Annotated in this window: 14 protein-coding genes; 9 read left to right on the top strand and 5 right to left on the bottom strand. The window is 34.6% G+C overall.

Annotated elements, in window-relative coordinates; genetic code table 11:
- Positions 1–82: 82 nt before the first annotated feature.
- Positions 83–802 carry a rhamnogalacturonan acetylesterase gene (locus tag CC92_RS0104705; RefSeq protein WP_029504168.1) on the bottom strand — a complete coding sequence of 240 codons (720 nt, stop codon included), beginning with the start codon at positions 800–802 and terminating at the stop codon, positions 83–85.
- Between the two features lie 94 nt (positions 803–896).
- Positions 897–3,188 (bottom strand): helix-turn-helix domain-containing protein, encoded by a 2,292-nt coding sequence (locus tag CC92_RS0104700; RefSeq protein ID WP_029504169.1) that lies wholly within the window; start codon positions 3,186–3,188, stop codon positions 897–899.
- A gap of 450 nt (positions 3,189–3,638) precedes the next feature.
- Here CC92_RS0104700 and CC92_RS0104695 point away from each other — a divergent pair, with 450 nt between their 5' ends.
- The 5 genes from CC92_RS0104695 (at position 3,639) to CC92_RS0104675 (ending at position 9,064) form a co-directional block, all read left to right on the top strand.
- Entirely contained in the window at positions 3,639–5,243 is a 1,605-nt protein-coding gene (locus tag CC92_RS0104695; protein ID WP_029504170.1) for an extracellular solute-binding protein, read from the top strand.
- A gap of 113 nt (positions 5,244–5,356) precedes the next feature.
- Positions 5,357–6,307: an ABC transporter permease gene (locus CC92_RS0104690; protein WP_029504171.1), complete on the top strand. Its 951-nt coding sequence runs from the start codon at positions 5,357–5,359 to the stop codon at positions 6,305–6,307.
- A gap of 12 nt (positions 6,308–6,319) precedes the next feature.
- Positions 6,320–7,174, top strand: a complete 855-nt coding sequence (locus tag CC92_RS0104685; protein ID WP_029504172.1) for a carbohydrate ABC transporter permease — start codon at positions 6,320–6,322, stop codon at positions 7,172–7,174.
- A 188-nt stretch (positions 7,175–7,362) separates the two neighbouring features.
- Positions 7,363–8,169 (top strand): polysaccharide deacetylase family protein, encoded by an 807-nt coding sequence (locus tag CC92_RS0104680; protein WP_029504174.1) that lies wholly within the window; start codon positions 7,363–7,365, stop codon positions 8,167–8,169.
- A 49-nt stretch (positions 8,170–8,218) separates the two neighbouring features.
- Positions 8,219–9,064 (top strand): sugar phosphate isomerase/epimerase family protein, encoded by an 846-nt coding sequence (locus CC92_RS0104675; protein WP_029504175.1) that lies wholly within the window; start codon positions 8,219–8,221, stop codon positions 9,062–9,064.
- Between the two features lie 365 nt (positions 9,065–9,429).
- On the opposite strand, the gene CC92_RS0104670 is transcribed toward CC92_RS0104675, so the two are convergent.
- From CC92_RS0104670 to CC92_RS0104660, 3 genes are all read right to left on the bottom strand, one after another.
- Entirely contained in the window at positions 9,430–10,440 is a 1,011-nt protein-coding gene (locus CC92_RS0104670) for a nucleoid-associated protein (protein WP_029504176.1), read from the bottom strand.
- A gap of 69 nt (positions 10,441–10,509) precedes the next feature.
- Positions 10,510–11,742: a DNA polymerase Y family protein gene (locus CC92_RS0104665; protein WP_029504178.1), complete on the bottom strand. Its 1,233-nt coding sequence runs from the start codon at positions 11,740–11,742 to the stop codon at positions 10,510–10,512.
- Positions 11,743–12,026: 284 nt separating this feature from the next.
- Positions 12,027–12,287 carry a PRC-barrel domain-containing protein gene (locus CC92_RS0104660; RefSeq protein ID WP_029504179.1) on the bottom strand — a complete coding sequence of 87 codons (261 nt, stop codon included), beginning with the start codon at positions 12,285–12,287 and terminating at the stop codon, positions 12,027–12,029.
- A 148-nt stretch (positions 12,288–12,435) separates the two neighbouring features.
- Here CC92_RS0104660 and nrdR point away from each other — a divergent pair, with 148 nt between their 5' ends.
- From nrdR to topA, 4 genes are all read left to right on the top strand, one after another.
- Positions 12,436–12,897: a transcriptional regulator NrdR gene (gene nrdR, locus CC92_RS0104655; RefSeq protein ID WP_029504180.1), complete on the top strand. Its 462-nt coding sequence runs from the start codon at positions 12,436–12,438 to the stop codon at positions 12,895–12,897.
- Positions 12,898–13,157: 260 nt separating this feature from the next.
- On the top strand, positions 13,158–14,696 hold the full coding sequence (locus CC92_RS0104650) for a YifB family Mg chelatase-like AAA ATPase (protein WP_029504181.1): 1,539 nt from the start codon (positions 13,158–13,160) through the stop codon (positions 14,694–14,696).
- A complete protein-coding gene (gene dprA / locus CC92_RS0104645; protein ID WP_029504182.1) occupies positions 14,697–15,806 on the top strand; it encodes a DNA-processing protein DprA in 1,110 nt (369 codons plus the stop codon).
- A 545-nt stretch (positions 15,807–16,351) separates the two neighbouring features.
- Complete coding sequence (gene topA, locus CC92_RS0104640; protein WP_029504183.1) at positions 16,352–18,427, top strand: type I DNA topoisomerase; 2,076 nt, start codon at positions 16,352–16,354, stop codon at positions 18,425–18,427.
- The last annotated feature ends 109 nt before the right edge of the window (positions 18,428–18,536 follow it).

Here is an 18,536-nt window from a genome sequence, read left to right as displayed (position 1 = left end):
AGATTCAATTGTATTAATATCTTATAATTTCTTATCAATTTATATAATGGCATAAGATTCTCGTGTATTGATAGGATATGAGTTAGTCAACCAATAACGAAGCATCTTCTTTCTCTCCATCCGTTGGGAGTAAAAGATCAGCATATCTACCTCCAAGTTTTCTTAATTCCTCTGCGATGATACCGGCAAAAGTTACGGCACCATCGTATCTAAGATGAGTATTATCCATTTTTCCTTCTGGATAATTTGGATACTCCATAGGTTCTAAGTGCATAAACCACTTTTTCGATTTCTCATCGCCCGTTTTTTGAATTAATTCCTTGCTTATTGCGCACAAGTCGATGACAGGTATCGTTAGCTCTTTTCCAAGTTCTATCATTGCATCGGGGTAATTAAGATGTGTATCTTCAACCAAACTTCCATCCTCCTTAAAGAGTCGTCGGTAGAGTGGAGTAATAAGGACTGGATGAGCCTTATGATCGATTGCCACTTTGATATATTGTTTTAGGTTCTCTTTAAAAGTAGTGAATGGCTCGGTATGACGTTCTTCATCAGGCTTCTCATCATTATGTCCAAATTGTATCAATAAAAAATCATCTTCTTTAATTAATTTCTCGATTGCTTGCAGACGACCTTCTGTAATAAAGCTTTTGGTGCTTCTACCATTTTGAGCAAAGTTTCTAATTTGAACCTCTCTTTTTAGGTAGAGAGGAAGTCCTTGACCAATTCCTGTCTGAGGGAAACTCGTAAAGTCATTTTGCTTTACTGTGGAGTCACCAGCCCAAAATATTGTGTGTATCATATGAATTCTCCTTTGTTATAAATTTGTGAAAGAGAATGAAATCAAATATTGGCTTAATTCTCTTAATTAAAAATACAATAATAATATAATTCTACTAGATATTATGGTTTGTCATTGTGTCACGAATGGTCTTTGGAGCAACTCCATGAACCTTTTTAAATGCTCTACGGAAGGAGTTGGCATTGTTATAACCAGTTTCTAAATATAAATCGCTGACATTGATATCTGTTGTCTTTAATAAGTGCATCGCTTGTGTCATACGAATTAATTCCAAATATTCTGAAAAGTTTTGTTTGGTTTCTGCCTTAAATAAATAAGAGAAGTAGCTTTCAGATATATCAAATTCATCGGAAATCTTCTTTAGACTTAAGGAAGAATCCTTATAATTTTCCTTAATATATGCTTTGATTGTATTAATTAGCTTATTTCCATCTGCTTTTGGTTCAAATAAGCTACATAAGCGTAATGCAATATCTTCTAAAATAGATATCGTTTTATTTTCCTGAAAAGCTATGTCGATGGATTCTATAACTTCGTGGTTCGTTTCTGTAATACTAATCTGAAATCGAACCTTTAACAAGGTATTTCTTATATCAGAAAACAGCCACTTCACAACAGATATTGGTAGCGATCTGCATTCGAAGTTTTCCCACCGAATCAAATTAAAGAGCTCCTGAACTTGTTTTGTGTTACCAGAGACAATAAAGTTTGATAGTTGTTGAGCCATCTCAAAAGGATAATAATAAGATGCTTTATCCGGCTTAATCTGATAATAACTTTGAAATACATTTCCTTCACGAACAAAAGAGGCAGCTTGAATTGCTTGTTGGTAAGACTTCCAAAAATAAGGAATGTAAGAATAACACTTACCAAGTCCACCATAGATCCAAATGGAGTGTTCTTCCATCAAATTATCATGAAGCTCTAAAAAAGAACTCTCGATATTGGCTATGCTTTCCGCGATTGGTTCGTCCATTGGGGATGGAATCATGATAGCAAATGAATTAACCTCAGCTTCATAGATTAAAACATCATCACCAAAGTACTCATAGAAAAACTTTCGAATTAACTCTTTATAATTTTTTTGTTTCAGTTCAGCATCAGAATTACTTGATGGTTCCTCCAGATAAAACTCTAGTTGATCCTGGTAGATACAGGCATAAAGCACACAATATTGATTTTCGTTAACATTTAAACCTAAGAATTTAGAAATCCTATTATACTCTTCTTGATTTGAGATAAGGCCTTTTATTATTCTAGCCATATAAGAGTTGTAAATGATTGGTTTTTGTTCTTCTAATTCCTGCTTTAGGTTTCCTTTTTCCTTTAGTGAATCTTGTAATTCGGTATCTATTTCAATAATAGGTTTAATATTTCTTTTCGATAAGATGAAAATCATAATTAAACAGAATAGTAATGTTAATATAATAATGAAGACATACGTATTCTGGTAGGATCCTAAATCATGGAAGACAAGATCAGCAGGTTGAATTAAATAATATCTCCATTGATTAAAGTTGGAGACAGAAGTTGTGATGACAATAGATTCTTTACCTAAATTAATTTCCCTATACTCCTGTTCTTGATCTTCTACCATGGAAGTGACTATGGTGTTAAGTAAATCATCTGTTAGTTCTGGACTTTGATCTGCTGTGATACGAAATACTTCCTTATTATTAGTATCAGTTACATATAAAAAACCGCTTTTGAAAAAATCTAAATTTGAAAAGATATTATTTAAACGATTTCGATTAATCTCAAAACATACGATACCTAAGGGCTTATTTGTTAATAAAGCTGTTTGTACCGGTGCTTTATAGAGATAGGAAGAGTAACCATTTTTACCATAGACTGAATTCGGCAAAAATTGATAAGAATTATTATAAGAAGACAACGTTTCCTTCCATGAGTCATAGTAGGATATGTCGTATGCTTTATAATGCTGGTAATAATACCTGGTATCCGTTAACATACTAGACGACATTAAATAGTCGGTTTTGGGAAGATAAATGTAAAATTCGTCTAAAGGTAGTGTGATTTCTAGTGGTATAAAGTCGGTTAAGAAACTCATAGCATCTTTTGCATCAAGATAGAACTCCATGGATCTAGAATCATAACGAAGTACTTTCCTTATATTGGAATCATTCGCTATCTGAGTAGATAGAGTAGATAATAGCAATAAGGAAGTATCCATATCTGATACAGAATTATCTAAAACAGCTTTGTTCTGTTTATGAAGGTTATTAGTTGCATCCGCTATTCCGTATTGATACAAAAACATGCCCATAATAAGAACAAATATCAGCAATATGCTGTAAGAGGTTACAAATCGTATCAAGAATCTTCTATTTTTATTTGTATTATTTTTCTTAAAGTTAATTTTCATTTAATATTCCTTCTAACAATTAGTAAAAGCAAACAAAACTTTGTTTAAAAATTATAACAAAGTGGTGCATTATTTGCAAGCGATATGAGCAAATTTTTAGTTTGGGAAAAAATGAAAGCGCATACAAGTAATAAAAAATTACGAATGATTCTTTAGAAATATAGCAAAATCAAGGGTTTGAGAGTCATCGTAAAAATTGCACATCAATAATAAATATTGCTTCTTGTTAAAAAAGTACAAAGCATGTTAGTATGTACTTGTCAAATCGAATAAAACTAAACAACTGATTACGAAAAGTAAAATGATGTTTTTCAAAATCTAACATTAGTTTTTGCAGATTGACATGAAGTACAATTATTTGTAGTAAAGTTACATATAAATTATGGAGACTACAAATTTTGAGTACTTTCTACAATATTATAATTGATCCAATAAAAGGAGGGTATTTCGATGAGAAAATCTACACAGAAATTCTTATCACTTGGCTTAAGTCTTGCTCTTGTATTCAGCTTAACAGCTTGTGGAAGCAAAGATGAGCCTAAGGCAGATCCAACACCAGCACCAACACAGGGCGCTACAGATAACAATGGTGGCGATGCAACAGCTACTCCAGAAGCTCCAGTTTCTGAAGTTGAGAAACCTTCTGTTATTACAGTAATGATTGATGGTACTGTATTTACAGAGCCTAACGGACGTGCTCAGTTTGAAACAGCTCTTGAAGCTGAACTTGGACTTGATGTTCAGTTTACACAGCCTGACCACTCTGGTTACTATGATGCTGTTGGTCTTACATTTGCAGGTAGCAACTGGCCAGATGTTGTTATTTTAGGTGGTTCTTACTATACTAACTATGCAAGTGCAGGTCTTTTAGCTGATATTACAGAGTACTGGGATAATTCTGAATTAAAAGCATCTGGAAGAATCACTAACGTAGATGCAATGGAAGCTATCAAAGTTGATGGAAAGCTTTACGGCTTTACTCCAGCAAGAGGTAACGGATGTGTTACTTATGTTAAAAAAGCTTGGTTAGATAAAGCAGGTTTATCTGTTCCTACAAATTATGATGAGTACCTTAACATGTTAAAGGTATTTACAGAATCTGATATGAACGATAGTGGTGATCCATCTAACACATACGGAGTTTCTGCAGCAGGTCTTGTCGGAACTGAAGCTCCTTATATCAACTATTTACCAGAATTCTATCAGGATGCATATCCAGATTTCACTCAGGATGAGAGTGGTAAGTGGATCGATGGTTTCTCTACAGATGCTATGAAAGCAGCTCTTCAGAGATTAAAGGATGCTTACTCTGCAGGTTATATTGATAAAGAGACTATTACAAATGGTACAAAAGACTGTCGTACAAAGTTCTTTGATGATAAGTTCGGTGTATTCACATACTGGGCTGGAACATGGGCATTTAACTTAAAGAACAACCTTGAAAGCAATGGTAAGGATGGCGAGTTAGTTGTTCTTCCTCCAATCGCTGAAATGGGCTCTTATGTTGAGAGACAGGCACCAGCTTGGTGTATTACAGCTAAGGCAGAAAATCCAGAAGGTATCTTCAAATACTTCCTTGAGCCAATGTTAGATGGTGGCGCAGTTCAGACACTTTGGACATATGGTGTTAAGGGCGTTCATTGGGATGACAAGGCTGAGACAATTAAGTTAACAGAGGATAAAGAGCTTACATTTACAGAAGGTCAATTCCACTTCTTACCTTCTTTAGAGAAGCCAGATACTTTATTAACAAAGCATCACCTTGATCCTATGTTAAGCTTTGCAACATACGTTGACAATGCTGACCCTGGTATTTCTTCTGTAAATCCAGTTGCTAAGGACTCTTCTGAGAAATTCAATGAATGGGCAGTTCCAGCTAAAATGGTAGTAAGTAATGATACTATTAATGAGTACAATGCAGATCTTTGGGATCTTCGTACTCAGATTATAACTAAGGTTGTAACTGGCGATATGAGCGTTGAGGACGGTATGAATGAATACACTAGTCAGTCTGCTGATATGGTACAGGAGATTTTAGATTCTTTAAATAACTAATTGTATTAGTTTATAAAGAGGGGTTTGAACAAAAGATAGATAAGGTTCAGCCCCTCCTTATCACGAGAGATGCTCGTGAGAGGAAATTCTAATTTGTGAAAGGAAGTGCTTCGATGAGCATTAAACGAGGTCAAAAAGTACCAGGTAGCAAAAAACCGTTAGGCTTAAGAATTTACAACCATAGATGGTTTTATGTAATGTTTGCACCTGTATTAGTATTCATTACGTTATTTAATTACTTACCAATGTTTTTTATTAGGTATGCATTCTATGATTATAAGATGGCACAGGAACCTGTGTTTGTTGGATTAAAACATTTTGAAAAATTATTAAAAAAGCAAGATTTCATTCGTGCATTTGTCAATACCTTTGAGTTAAGTATAGTTAAGTTGTTATTAAATACATTTATGGCAGTTATTATCTCTCTGTTATTAAATGAAATTAAGAATTTGAAAGCAAAGAAGGCTGTTCAGACGCTTATCTACTTACCACACTTTATGTCATGGGTAGTTACGGCTTCTGTATTCCGCTTAATTCTATCTCCTACCAACGAAGGTCTTGTAAACTCATTTTTAGTTAATCTTGGTGTTATAAACAAAGACCAAATGATATACTTCCTGGCGGAAGAAAAATGGTGGCGGCCAGTTTATTATATTGTTAACATATGGAAAGATACCGGTTGGGGTACTATCATCTATCTTGCTACATTATCAGGTATTAGCCCAGAGCTATACGAAGCAGCTCAGATCGATGGTGCAAATCGTTGGAATCAGATGCGTTTCATTACATTACCAAGTTTAGCAAACACAATTATTACGGTATTAATTCTTAACTTAGCAAAGATTATGAATCTCTTTGAATCAGTTTTCGTTATGTATAACTCAGCAGTCTATGCGGTATCCGACGTTATACAGACCTATGTATATCGTCAGACATTCGGTGGAGGTATTCCAAACTACGGTTATACAACAGCGGTAGGTTTGATGAGTTCAATTGTAGGTTGTGTTCTTGTATTAATTTGTAATTACGCAAGTAAAAAAGTCCGCGGACGCGGTATCGTATAGGAGGGGTAGACGATGAATTCTAAGAAAAAAGCACGTAAAAAAATCAAACTCTTTCCTATTTTTAATGGTTTACTCTTTGTTTTAGTATCTTTATTTATTCTTGTACCACTATGGAAAGTGTTAGTAGACTCACTTGATATGCAAACGAGTTATGGTATGCGATTATGGCCAAAAGAGTTTGGTTTAGCAGGTTATAAAGTTATCTTTACTTATGAATCCTTATATAAACCATTCTTAATCTCTTGTATAACAACAATTGCAGGTACTTTCCTCGGATTAACACTTTCTACTTTAGGTGCTTATGTATTAATCCAGTATGAAATGCCAGGTAGAAACGTATTCGCTTTCCTTTTATTATTTACCATGATTTTTAATGGTGGTATGGTACCTTCTTTCTTAGTTATGTCTAAGTTAGGTTTAATTGATACTTTAGGGGCGGTTATCTTACCTTTAGGTATTAATGTTTATAACCTTGTATTAATGCGTAACTTCTTTGAGGGTATTCCAAGAGGATTGTTTGAAGCTGCATCCATTGACGGATGTTCACCAATTGGTACATTCTTTAAGATTGTACTTCCGCTTTCCAAAGCAGCGTTAGCATCCATCGGTTTGATGTTCTCCGTTACTTTTTGGAATGATTATACACACTTTAAAATTTACATTCAAAAGAGTAGTTTATATAACTTCCAGCAGAAATTACGTAACTTAATCATGGATGGTGATACTCCAAACACAACTGAGAACATATCTCAGAACACAATGTTTAGTGCTGCTGTTATCGTAGCGATTTTACCTTTCATGATTGTATATCCTTTCTGTCAGAAGTACTTTGTAAAGGGTGTTAATATTGGTGCGATTAAAGAGTAGTGAATTATATATTTAATAGGAAAAATGAAAGCTGTTGCTGAAAGAATCAGGCGACAAGGAACCTAATCATCTAGGTTAGAGTTCCTTCTCAGGGTTCTTTGGTAACGGCTTTTTCACTTTTTGATATTGTAAAATAATTTAGATGATGATATGATAAATTACATACATACTACATAGGAGGGCTGATAATGAATAAAGTATATACCTGTTTTCCTGGCGGAAAACATAAAGTAATAACTATGAGCTATGATGATGGAAAACAAGAGGATAGGAGATTAGTAGCTATCTTCAATAAATATGGAATTAAGGGTACTTTTCATCTTAATTACGGACTGATGGATCAGCCAGAGCGTATAAATAGAGAAGAGATTAAAGAATTATATAAAGGACATGAAGTTTCTGCCCATACATTTACTCATCCAACGATATCGAGATGTCCATCTTCTATGATTATTGAGCAAATTTATGAAGATCGTAAAGGGCTCGAAAGTTTGGTTGAATATCCAGTGAGAGGGTTATCTTATCCGAATGGCTCTTATGATAAACGCATTAAAGATTTGTTGCCTGGACTTGGAATTAGGTATTCAAGAATTGTTGGAAATAGTGATAATTTTAGTATGCCTTCCGATTTTTATGAATGGAAGGCGACCTGTCACCATAACCATAATCTCCTGACGCTAGGGGAAGAATTTGTTAGCCTAACGAAGAAGCAATACCTATATATGATGTATGTATGGGGGCATAGCTATGAATTTACCAATAACAATAACTGGGAGGTTATGGAGGAATTCTGTAAGCTAGTCTCGCATCGCGATGATATCTGGTATGCGACAAACATTGAGATAGTAGATTATTTAGAAGCAGCAGAAAGGCTCCACTTCACTGCTACAGGTAATCTAGTTTATAATCCATCAGCGAAATCTGTATGGGTATCTGTAAATGATGCCACGGCAATAGAGATAAAAGCCGGTGAAACGGTTAGATTATGGGATTAACAATACTATCATAATAAATAGGCGTTAAACTGCCAGAATAGAGGTTAATATGTTAAGACTTGGTGTACGAGGCCATGATATGGAAAAGGCTCCATTTGACAACTTAGTAGAAAATATAGCGAACAAAGGATTTTGCTGTACACAGCTAGCGCTAAAAAAGGCAATCGATACTTTTAACGTAAATAGAGAAGCAATGACTTCTGGTATGGCCTTATATATGAAAGAAGTTTTTGAAAAAAATCATGTACAAGTAGCTGTATTAGGATGCTACTTAAATCTTGGACATCCAGATGAGGTAGCGCTTCGTGAAATTCAAAAGAATTACGAAGCACATATCCGTTTTGCTTCCTTACTTGGTTGTGGTATGGTAGGAACTGAAACTGGTGCAGTAAATAAAGAGTATGCCTATGAGCCTGCAAACCACTCAGATGAAGCGTTAGAGATCTTTATTCATAATTTACGACCTGTAGTAGAATATGCAGAAAAGATGGGTGTAATCGTTGGAATAGAGCCTGTATATAAGCACATTATGAGTGATATAAAAAGAACGAGAAAGGTGTTAGATGCAATTAATTCACCAAATCTACGTGTCATCTTCGATGCTGTTAATGTTATGTCAATTGATAATTATAGGAATCAAGATGATATGATCAAGGAAGCTTTTGACTTGATTGGTGAAGAAATTGATGTACTCCATATCAAAGATTTTGTTGTGAAAGATGGAAATATTGTATCTAGACAAATCGCAGTTGGAGAAGGTCTATTAAATCTGCCACTACTTATGAAACTTGCGAAAGAAAAGAAACCGATGATTCATATGCTAATAGAGGATTCTGTACCAGAGAATGTACTTGTATCATCGGCTTATATTAAGAAATGTTATGAAGAGGCGTAATTTGTACTGTGGCTAAATAAATATAATTAATACGAAATGTTCAAATCAATTAAATATTCACATTGAATATATACCAAGGAATCAACAGAAAAGAATGGTGACTATAATTTTAAATATAGTCACCATTCTTTTCATACTTAGTATTGAGAACTATTCAATTATACAAATATTTTTCTATGAGTAATCCAATAGCATAAATAATCCATAGCATAAATAATTTAATAACATTAATAATCCAATAATAATATCACTTAGTATACAAATGAAAATTCATCTGTTTTTCATCTTCACTTAAGGTATAGGCAAATTGAAAACACTTATTCTTCTTAAAGCTTAATTCAAGTCAGTTAGTGCGCTAGGTAGTTTTATTTCGAAACAATACGGTTGATATTTTTTATTAAGACAGAAATGGTACCGTCAGGATTGGTAATAAACTCAACATTTTGCTTATTATTATACTCCTCCATCGGAATATTTATTTCTATTCCAGAATCTGTGGTTAAATACTGTTTTTCAAATTTTTTTACAGTTTGTACACTTTTTGGCTTTACTTCTTCGGTAGCCATATTATACTTTTCTAGTTTTTCTGTAAATTCTTCTCTGATTTCAGGAATATCACCATACAATTTTTCTCCAATGGTTTCTGGAGTAATTAAACCTTGCTCTATGATATCATTATGAATGATGCTCTTAGCTTCCATTTGCTTATTAAAGTCTTCTTCGTAGTACTTTTTGTTGATTTGTTCTACCGCTTTGGTAACGATATTAAGTTTTGCTTTTTGAGACATCCTAGTACTACAACATAAAAAAAGTTCAGAAAAGTAAAAAACTTTTTCACCATTGATGTCGTATTTTCTTTCTACAACCTGCATTGACATATCACTAAGATGAATTACACATGCTTCGGATAGCTTAGTACCTGTACCTGGTAGTGCAGCAGTCTGTTTGATAATATCATTACGATTTCCAAGGTCAGAGTTTTCTGTATAGTGAACATAATATTCTTTATAATTCATTTTTAGTAATGCGAGATGCATTTCACTTGCGTACTGATATGTGACTACAAACAAATCCGCAGCTGGTATATCGATATTTTGGTTCATAATCGTATATAAATGAGAAGCAATTGATTGACTCGCCTGTACTAATTTGTCTTCCTCAAATTTAGCCAAACATTGTGCTATGTGGGATTCTTCTGTGTGAAAAGTACACAGTTTACTATCATCACCAGAAACAATCTTAAAGATATGATCACGTAAGAAATCATTCATATCTGGACTTAATTCTAAGAGTTCTTCTGAAAGTACAGGCATACCTACAGCAGAATCAAGAATATGTAGGATTGCTTTCCTTATAATAATTTCATCTTTTTCCATGCTAGTGAAAGGGGAATTTCTCTCGTAAAAATAATACGTTTGAGAGAAGAAATACCCCTAAGTCCTTTCTTAATTTTTTCCTAATTTATGTTTACAGATGGTATCTTCTTTTAAAAAACTTGCTCTTTTAACAGAATCAATTCCATACTTATTACGAATAGAATCAATAGCAGAATCTAGCTTCTTAAACTTCTCTGATTGTTTGTTATCAAAAAGACTAATCTGTGAAAATTCAGTATCGTCTAACTTGGTTGTTCGAATTCCGAGTAAGCGGATGGGAGAGTTGTCCCAGAACTCGTCAAATAAACGACAGGCTGCCTCATAGATAGTTGCTGTCGTATTCGTTTGACATGGAAGTACTGCTTGATGTGTGCATGTTTGGAAATTAGCATACTTTATTTCAACCGTGATACAGCTGCATGAAACATTAGCTGATCGTAACCTTGCTCCTACCGTTTCGCTAAGTGCAAGTAAAACTTGCTTTGCCATAGACCTGTCAATAACATCCTGTCCTAAGGTTATACTGTTTCCACAACCTTTTGCTCTTGTATCAGTAACCTCAATTGGTTCTTCATCAATACCATTTGCATAATCATGAATTAGGGTACTATATTTACTTCCTAGATGCGTTTTTAGGATACTTACATCCGTATGTGCTAAATCATAAATAGTGTGAATCCCTAAGATGTTGAATTTGGATTTCGCAGACTTTCCTACAAAAAACAATTCCTCAACAGGTAGGGGCCACATCTTCTCTGGAATTTCAGATGGAAATAAGGAGTGACAAAGATTTGGTTTTTTAAAGTCGGAAGCCATCTTAGCAAGAAGTTTATTAGTTGAAATTCCAATGTTTACAGTAAAACCCAATTCTTTAGAAACTCGTTCTCTAATTTGATTAGCGATATCCATAGGAGCACCAAAAAGATGATAAGTATCCGTCATATCAAGAAAAGCCTCATCAATACTAAATTGGTTAAGGGTTGGTGTATACTCGGATAAGAGTTTCATTAATCGTTCGGAATAGCTTGTATAGACCTCAAAGTTTGGTGGGACTACCACCAAAGAAGGACATTTTTGAATTGCGTGTGTTAGAGGTTCCCCTGTTACAATTCCGTATGTTTTTGCTTTCGTGGATTTCGCTAAAACGATACCATGTCTACTTTGCTTGTCACCGCCTACCGCTGAAGGAATGGTACGTAAATCAATTGTCTCGGAATCAGTTGCTAAACGATGTACAGATTCCCAGCTTAAGAAGGCACTATTTACATCCACATGAAATACCAGTCGTTCTTTTTTAATCATATCTCTCATTTCCTTATTAATATATACAAATTAAATATCGTTGCAATGATACTAATTGTAAAAATTATTGTTACAGATATTCGTTTGTACGCTTAAATAAAAGGTGCTGTCTTATGCAATCAATCTGACTATAAGAATCTGCTTCGCATCTTCTTATAATTTATACTATAGGAACAAAAACCGTGTTCCTATAATCCATGAAGGTGCAAAAGGTGTATCTTTTTATAACTTATATTATAGGAAACATAAGTTCGAATGTAAAGAGGGGATTTTTGTTTCGTCTTCTATGCCCCGCACTTCTTAAAACATTCAGAGGTATCAATATCAACTAGAATGACGTCAGGGCCTACTTGACAAATGCAAGACCAAGGTATGATATACTCATGATCTCTTCCTAAAAGTCCCCATATCTTAGGAGGGCCTGGGACGATAAGAGCTTCAATACATCCAGTGATAGCATCAAAAATGATATCACAAACGAATCCTAGCCGCTGACAATCTCTACAATTAATGACTTCTTTATTACGCATTTCGAATAATCGCATAAGACAGAACCTCCCTTTTTATTATCATATGAAAAAAATATAAAAACATGAGTAACTATGTGCTTGACCTATGGGAATTTATTCAATATAATGAAAGTAGTGATAACGGATAGCGTGTGCGGGTTAATATTATAGTGGGAGGTACCGTATGAAGTGTCCATTTTGTGGAAAAGAAAATACAAGAGTAATTGACTCAAGGCCAGCAGATGACTGCAGTTCCATACGACGCAGAAGACAGTGTGATGAATGTTCTAAACGTTTTACTACTTACGAAAAAGTAGAGACGATACCTTTGGTAGTAATTAAGAAAGATAATAATCGTGAACCTTACGATCGTTCCAAAATTGAAGCAGGTGTATTTCGTTCCTGCCATAAACGCCCAATTTCCGTAGATCAGATTAATGCAGTTGTTGATGAAGTGGAAAACATCATTTTTAATTTGGAAGAAAAAGAAGTACCAAGTTATAAAATAGGCGAAATCGTCATGGATAAGTTAAAGAACTTAGATGCAGTCGCTTATGTACGTTTTGCTTCAGTATATCGTGAATTTAAGGATGTCAATACCTTTATGAACGAGTTAAAGAAAATACTCGATCATGAACATGTTTAGAAGGTAATAAAGATAAAAACCTCCAAAAGGGTAGAACCGTTTGGAGGTTTTTTCGTATGAGATAGGAAAAGAAAAGATAGAGGAGAACTAACTACGTATTGTTATAAAACTATGATTAAAGTATGTAGAAGATTTCCTAATTTGTGAATATGATGAAGCTATGGGTTATATACATTAAGAAATTCATTGTAACTATGTAGTTTGTCTGATATAATATCTTAAAGGTAATCGCTTTCCTTGGAGAGAGGAAAGGAATCTTTATGTTTAGTAAATCATTTAGTGCAGCAATTGATGGGATTGAAGCTTTTGTTGTGAATGTAGAAGCAGATGTAAGTGACGGTCTACCTAGTTTTGATCTGGTTGGATTTCTAGGTTCTGAAGTAAAGGAAGCGAAAGAGCGAGTAAAAACCGCTATTCGAAATTCGGGTTATACGTTGCCACCAAAGCATATTACCATCAATTTATCACCTGCAGATGTTAAAAAAGAAGGAACAGCCTTCGATCTGGCAATAGCCATTGCAATTCTAACCGCATCCGGTTATATTCCCACGGATTATTTGAAACAAACATTATTTATAGGAGAGCTTAGTTTAGATGGAAAGATTCAGCGCGTAAATGGTATCCTTCCGCTTATTTGTGCTGCACAAAAGCAAGGACTGAAACGCTGTATCATCCCGAAAGATAATGCAAAAGAAGGAGCAGTAGTCAGCGACGTAGATATTATAGGAGTAGAAAGTCTTAGTCAGACAGTGGAGTACTTATCAGACATGATTGTGTTGCAGCCTGAGTTTGTAGATGTTTCCGGTTTATTTTTACAGCAAGAGGAACGAAATACTTTGGATTTTTCTGATATTGTCGGACAGGTGTCAGCAAAAAGAGCAATTGAGGTTTCTGTTGCCGGTCAACATAATATTATGATGATTGGTACACCAGGGTCAGGAAAAACCATGCTTGCGAAAAGAATCCCCTCTATTATGCCGGAGTTAAGTTTTGAGGAAAGTCTTGAAATTTCTAAGATTTATAGTGTATCCGGCAGGCTTGATAATAATCGTGTTTTGATACTGGAGAGACCATTTCGATCCCCTCACCACACAATTACTCAATCAGCACTGGTTGGTGGGGGACGGTGCCCAAGGCCTGGGGAAATCAGTTTAGCAGCCCATGGTGTGTTATTTTTAGATGAATTAACCGAGTTTGATAATCGAACGTTAGAAGTACTAAGACAACCATTAGAGGAAAAGGTGGTTACGATATCAAGGCTTTATGCTACGTACACTTATCCAGCAAATTTTATGCTAGTTGCAGCTCTTAATCCTTGCAAATGTGGCTATTATCCAGACCGCAGTAAGTGTAATTGCTCCTTACAGCAAATCAAACAATATATAGGAAAGATTTCAAGACCTCTCCTAGATCGGATAGATATTTGCGTTGAAACAATTCCAATTGCGTATAAGGAATTAACTTATGGAAAGAGTCAGGAATCTTCCTCTGTTATTAGAGAGAGAATAAAAGAAGCTAGAAAACATCAATTAAACCGTTATCAAAAAAGCGGAAAGTATTTTAATTCTCAGTTATCACCATCGGAAGTGAAGAAATACTGTTCTCTTGGAGAGAAAGAGCAAAAGATATTAGAACAAGCATTTACTGCAATGAATCTTAGCGCAAGAGCTTATCATCGTATCTTAAAAGTTGCTCGTACCATTGCTGATTTAGAGGGGAAGGAATGCATTGAAAAGCATCATTTAATAGAAGCAATCGGTTATCGGGGAGTGGATAGAAAGTATTGGGGGGATGCATAGGTGGAAAGTGTAAAAAAGAATCGAATACAGTGGTATTGGATATCAAAAGAGGAAGGGATTGGACATAAGACGATTGCTTTGTTGCTTACGACTTTTCATTCCATAGAAGGAGTCTATAAAGCAAAAAAAGAGGTAGTATTAAATCTTAATTTAAAAGAAGAGGTAGTAGAATATCTCAGTAATAAAAAATCCTTAGAAGAATTGGAAAAAGAATATGATAAAATGATAGATCAGGGGATTTACTTTATCAGTATAGAGGATAAGGAATACCCAGAAAAGTTGAAAAAGCTCTTTGATGCGCCATGGTTTTTGTATTATCGCGGAGAACTACCCAAAGATGATCTTCCCTCGATTGCTGTCATTGGAGCCAGAAACTGTAGTGCCTATGGTAGCGATGTTGCTTATTATTTTTCCAAAGAGTTAAGTAAACTTGGGATTCAAATTATTAGCGGACTAGCAAGAGGTGTGGATGGAATGGCTCATAAGGGAGCACTAAGCAGTGGTGGCAAAACTTATGGTGTGGTTGGTAATGGGCTTGATTTATGCTATCCTAGGGAAAATTATGAGCTTTATCAGGAACTCAATTCTAAGGGAGGAATTCTTTCGGAATATCCGTTGGGTTCTAAAGCATTACCGTATCATTTTCCATTAAGAAATCGTATTATAGCTGCACTTTCTGATGGAATTTTAGTCGTAGAAGCTAGAGAAAAAAGTGGTACTTTAATTACGGTAGATAGTGGACTGGAGCAAGGGAAAGATATTTTTGCGGTACCTGGAAAACTTACCGATGAGTTGTCGAAAGGATGTAACAACTTAATTCAAAGTGGAGCAAAACTAATCCTAGATCCAGAGGATATTTTGATAGAACTTAGAAATCAATATTCCTCATTGCTTGGGAGGAAAACAAAAGTGATAGAGTCATCGAGAGAAGATTTAAGCGAGATAGAACAACAGCTTTACTCTTTGTTATCACATCAGGCAATTCATGTTGAAGAGTTATTGCTAAAATCAAATATGAATCAAGGGCAAGTACTTGAAACTTTGTTTGAACTTGAGTGCAAACGGTACGTGAAAAAGATTACTGGTCAGCAGTATGTCAAGGTGTTATAGTAAATGTTACATTTTACTTTTATGTATTCCTAAATAAAATACATACCAGATGCATACATCTTGGATAAAAAAGATTGACATTTGTCAGTCTTTTTTTATTTCATTTATCATATGTGTTGAAAACAGGAGTAAAATGCTATATGATAGCATCTACAGGCATGTGAACCATGCATACTTCATAGTTTCCTTTTATAATAGTAAGGAATAATTTAAACATATCGAGAGAATATATGAAAACCAATAATAAAAAGACAAGATAGTTCATATACTTGTAACGAAAAAATAGACAAGAATCTCTTAGAGAAATGTTGTTTTACTACGAGATATAGGATATATTATCGGAATGTGTAATACTATCATTTACAAATTTAATAAAATTTTACTTGAAAGCAAATTAGAAATAGTATATGATTATTTGAGTTTAGAGCCAAAGAATTGGAAATAAATGAAAAAGTTAAATAAAATAGAAAATTAGGTTAGACAATTAAGCTAAGTAACATGTTATGAGTTAATTGCCTAATGATATAGATGAGGGGAGTTAGACAATGCCAAAATATTTAGTAATTGTGGAGTCACCTGCTAAGGCAAAAACAATAAAAAAGTTTTTAGGAAATAATTATGAAGTTCTTGCTTCTAATGGTCATGTAAGAGATTTACCAAAAAGCCAAATGGGAATCGATGTAGAGAATGGATTTGAACCAAAGTACATTACGATTCGAGGAAAAGGAGATTTACTTGCAAAGCTTCGTAAAGAAGTAAAAAAAGCAGATAAAGTATATCTCGCGACTGACCCTGACCGTGAGGGAGAAGCAATATCCTGGCATTTATCACAAACGTTAAAGCTTGATGATAAAAGTACAAGCCGAATTACTTTCAATGAAATTACAAAAAACGCAATTAAGAACTCGATCAAAGAAGCCCGTGAGATTGATATGAATCTTGTAGATTCCCAGCAAGCAAGAAGAATGTTAGACCGAATGGTAGGTTATAAAATAAGTCCACTTCTTTGGGCTAAGGTAAAGAGGGGCCTAAGTGCAGGTAGAGTACAGTCTGTAGCACTTCGAATCATATGTGACCGTGAAGAAGAAATCAACGATTTTGTTCCAAAGGAATATTGGAACTTAGATGCTTCATTTAAAGTAAAAGGTGAAAAAAAGCCATTAATTGCTAAATTCTATGGAGATACGAAAAAGAAACTCACCATAGAATCCAAAGAAGAGATGGATAAAATATTAGAAGATTTAAAGGATGCTCAGTTTAAAATTACGGAAGTAAAACGTGGAGAACGCCAAAAAAAAGCTCCGTTGCCATTTACCACTAGTACATTACAACAAGAGGCAGCAAAGTTATTAAACTTTTCTACTCAAAAGACCATGAGAATCGCCCAACAATTATATGAAGGTGTGGATGTAAAAGGACATGGAACCATCGGTTTGATTTCCTATCTTCGTACAGACTCTATTCGAGTGTCGGAGGAAGCAGATACAGCAGCAAGAGAATTTATAAAAACTCAGTACAAACCAGAGTATGTGAATAGTCAAGACGTTAACAAAGCAACTGGAAAAAAAATCCAAGATGCTCATGAAGCAATAAGACCAACCTATGTAGAGTTAACACCGGTAATTATAAAAGAGTCTTTAAGCAGAGAGCAATTTCGCCTATATCAGTTAATTTGGAAGAGATTTATTGCAAGTCGTATGCAACCAGCGAAATATGAGACTGCAACAGCGAAAATTGATGCGAATGGTTATCGATTTACTGTGTCCTCTTCAAAGCTGATCTTTGATGGTTTTATGGCTGTTTATGTAAGTGAGGATGAGGAGGAAGAAAAAACAACCTCCAATATGATGTCCTTGTCTGAAGAAACACAATTGACATTTGAGGAATTTAACTCTAGCCAACATTTTACACAGGCACCACCACATTATACGGAAGCTGCATTAGTAAAGACGCTAGAAGAATTAGGAATTGGTAGACCAAGTACTTATGCACCTACGATAACCACCATTATAGCAAGACGTTATGTCATTAAAGAAAATAAGAATCTTTATGTAACAGAGCTTGGTGAAGCTGTGAATAAAATTATGAAACAGGCTTTTCCAACGATTGTTGATGTGAATTTTACAGTAAATCTTGAAGCATTATTAGACGGTGTCGAAGATGGTGTTGTTAACTGGAAGACAGTGGTAAGTAATTTCTATCCAGACTTAGAAAGTGCAGTACAAAATGCGCAAAAAGAATTGGAGCAGATTACAATTGAGGATGAAACGACAGATGTAATTTGTTCGGAATGTGGAAGAAATATGGTAATTAAATATGGGCCACATGGAAAATTCTTAGCATGTCCTGGATTTCCGGATTGTAGAAATACAAAACCTTACTTTGAAAAAATTGGAGTTGCTTGCCCGCTCTGTGGTAGCGATATTATAATTAAGAAAACAAAAAAAGGCCGTAGATTCTATGGTTGTGAGAATAATCCGGAATGTGATTTTATGTCATGGCAAAAACCATCTAGTAAACTATGTCCAAACTGCAATGGCATTATGGTAGAAAAGGGGCAAAAACTTGTTTGTGTAAATGAAAGCTGCGGACATGTAGAAAATGATGCGAAAGAAGAATGAAACAGTAAAAAGATTTGAAATAGTAGGTAAAAGAGAGATAACTCTGAACTTTTATTGAAACTTTCACTTGCCTAATAGTTTATAATGAGATTGTATGAGAACTAGATAC

Source organism: Lachnoclostridium phytofermentans (assembly GCF_000733755.1).
Taxonomy (GTDB): domain Bacteria; phylum Bacillota; class Clostridia; order Lachnospirales; family Lachnospiraceae; genus Lachnoclostridium; species Lachnoclostridium phytofermentans_A.
This window is presented reverse-complemented; position numbering and strand designations above follow the sequence as displayed.

What these genes read in the sequence shown, in the direction of transcription:
- CC92_RS0104660 (WP_029504179.1), bottom strand. Translation starts at nt 12,287, where the DNA reads ATGCGATTATTCGAAATGCGTAATAAAGAAGTCATTAATTGTAGAGAT.
- CC92_RS0104705 (WP_029504168.1), bottom strand. Translation starts at nt 802, where the DNA reads ATGATACACACAATATTTTGGGCTGGTGACTCCACAGTAAAGCAAAAT.
- CC92_RS0104685 (WP_029504172.1), top strand. Translation starts at nt 6,320, where the DNA reads ATGAATTCTAAGAAAAAAGCACGTAAAAAAATCAAACTCTTTCCTATT.
- CC92_RS0104665 (WP_029504178.1), bottom strand. Translation starts at nt 11,742, where the DNA reads ATGATTAAAAAAGAACGACTGGTATTTCATGTGGATGTAAATAGTGCC.
- CC92_RS0104650 (WP_029504181.1), top strand. Translation starts at nt 13,158, where the DNA reads ATGTTTAGTAAATCATTTAGTGCAGCAATTGATGGGATTGAAGCTTTT.
- CC92_RS0104690 (WP_029504171.1), top strand. Translation starts at nt 5,357, where the DNA reads ATGAGCATTAAACGAGGTCAAAAAGTACCAGGTAGCAAAAAACCGTTA.
- CC92_RS0104675 (WP_029504175.1), top strand. Translation starts at nt 8,219, where the DNA reads ATGTTAAGACTTGGTGTACGAGGCCATGATATGGAAAAGGCTCCATTT.
- nrdR (WP_029504180.1), top strand. Translation starts at nt 12,436, where the DNA reads ATGAAGTGTCCATTTTGTGGAAAAGAAAATACAAGAGTAATTGACTCA.
- CC92_RS0104695 (WP_029504170.1), top strand. Translation starts at nt 3,639, where the DNA reads ATGAGAAAATCTACACAGAAATTCTTATCACTTGGCTTAAGTCTTGCT.
- CC92_RS0104700 (WP_029504169.1), bottom strand. Translation starts at nt 3,188, where the DNA reads ATGAAAATTAACTTTAAGAAAAATAATACAAATAAAAATAGAAGATTC.
- CC92_RS0104670 (WP_029504176.1), bottom strand. Translation starts at nt 10,440, where the DNA reads ATGGAAAAAGATGAAATTATTATAAGGAAAGCAATCCTACATATTCTT.
- topA (WP_029504183.1), top strand. Translation starts at nt 16,352, where the DNA reads ATGCCAAAATATTTAGTAATTGTGGAGTCACCTGCTAAGGCAAAAACA.
- CC92_RS0104680 (WP_029504174.1), top strand. Translation starts at nt 7,363, where the DNA reads ATGAATAAAGTATATACCTGTTTTCCTGGCGGAAAACATAAAGTAATA.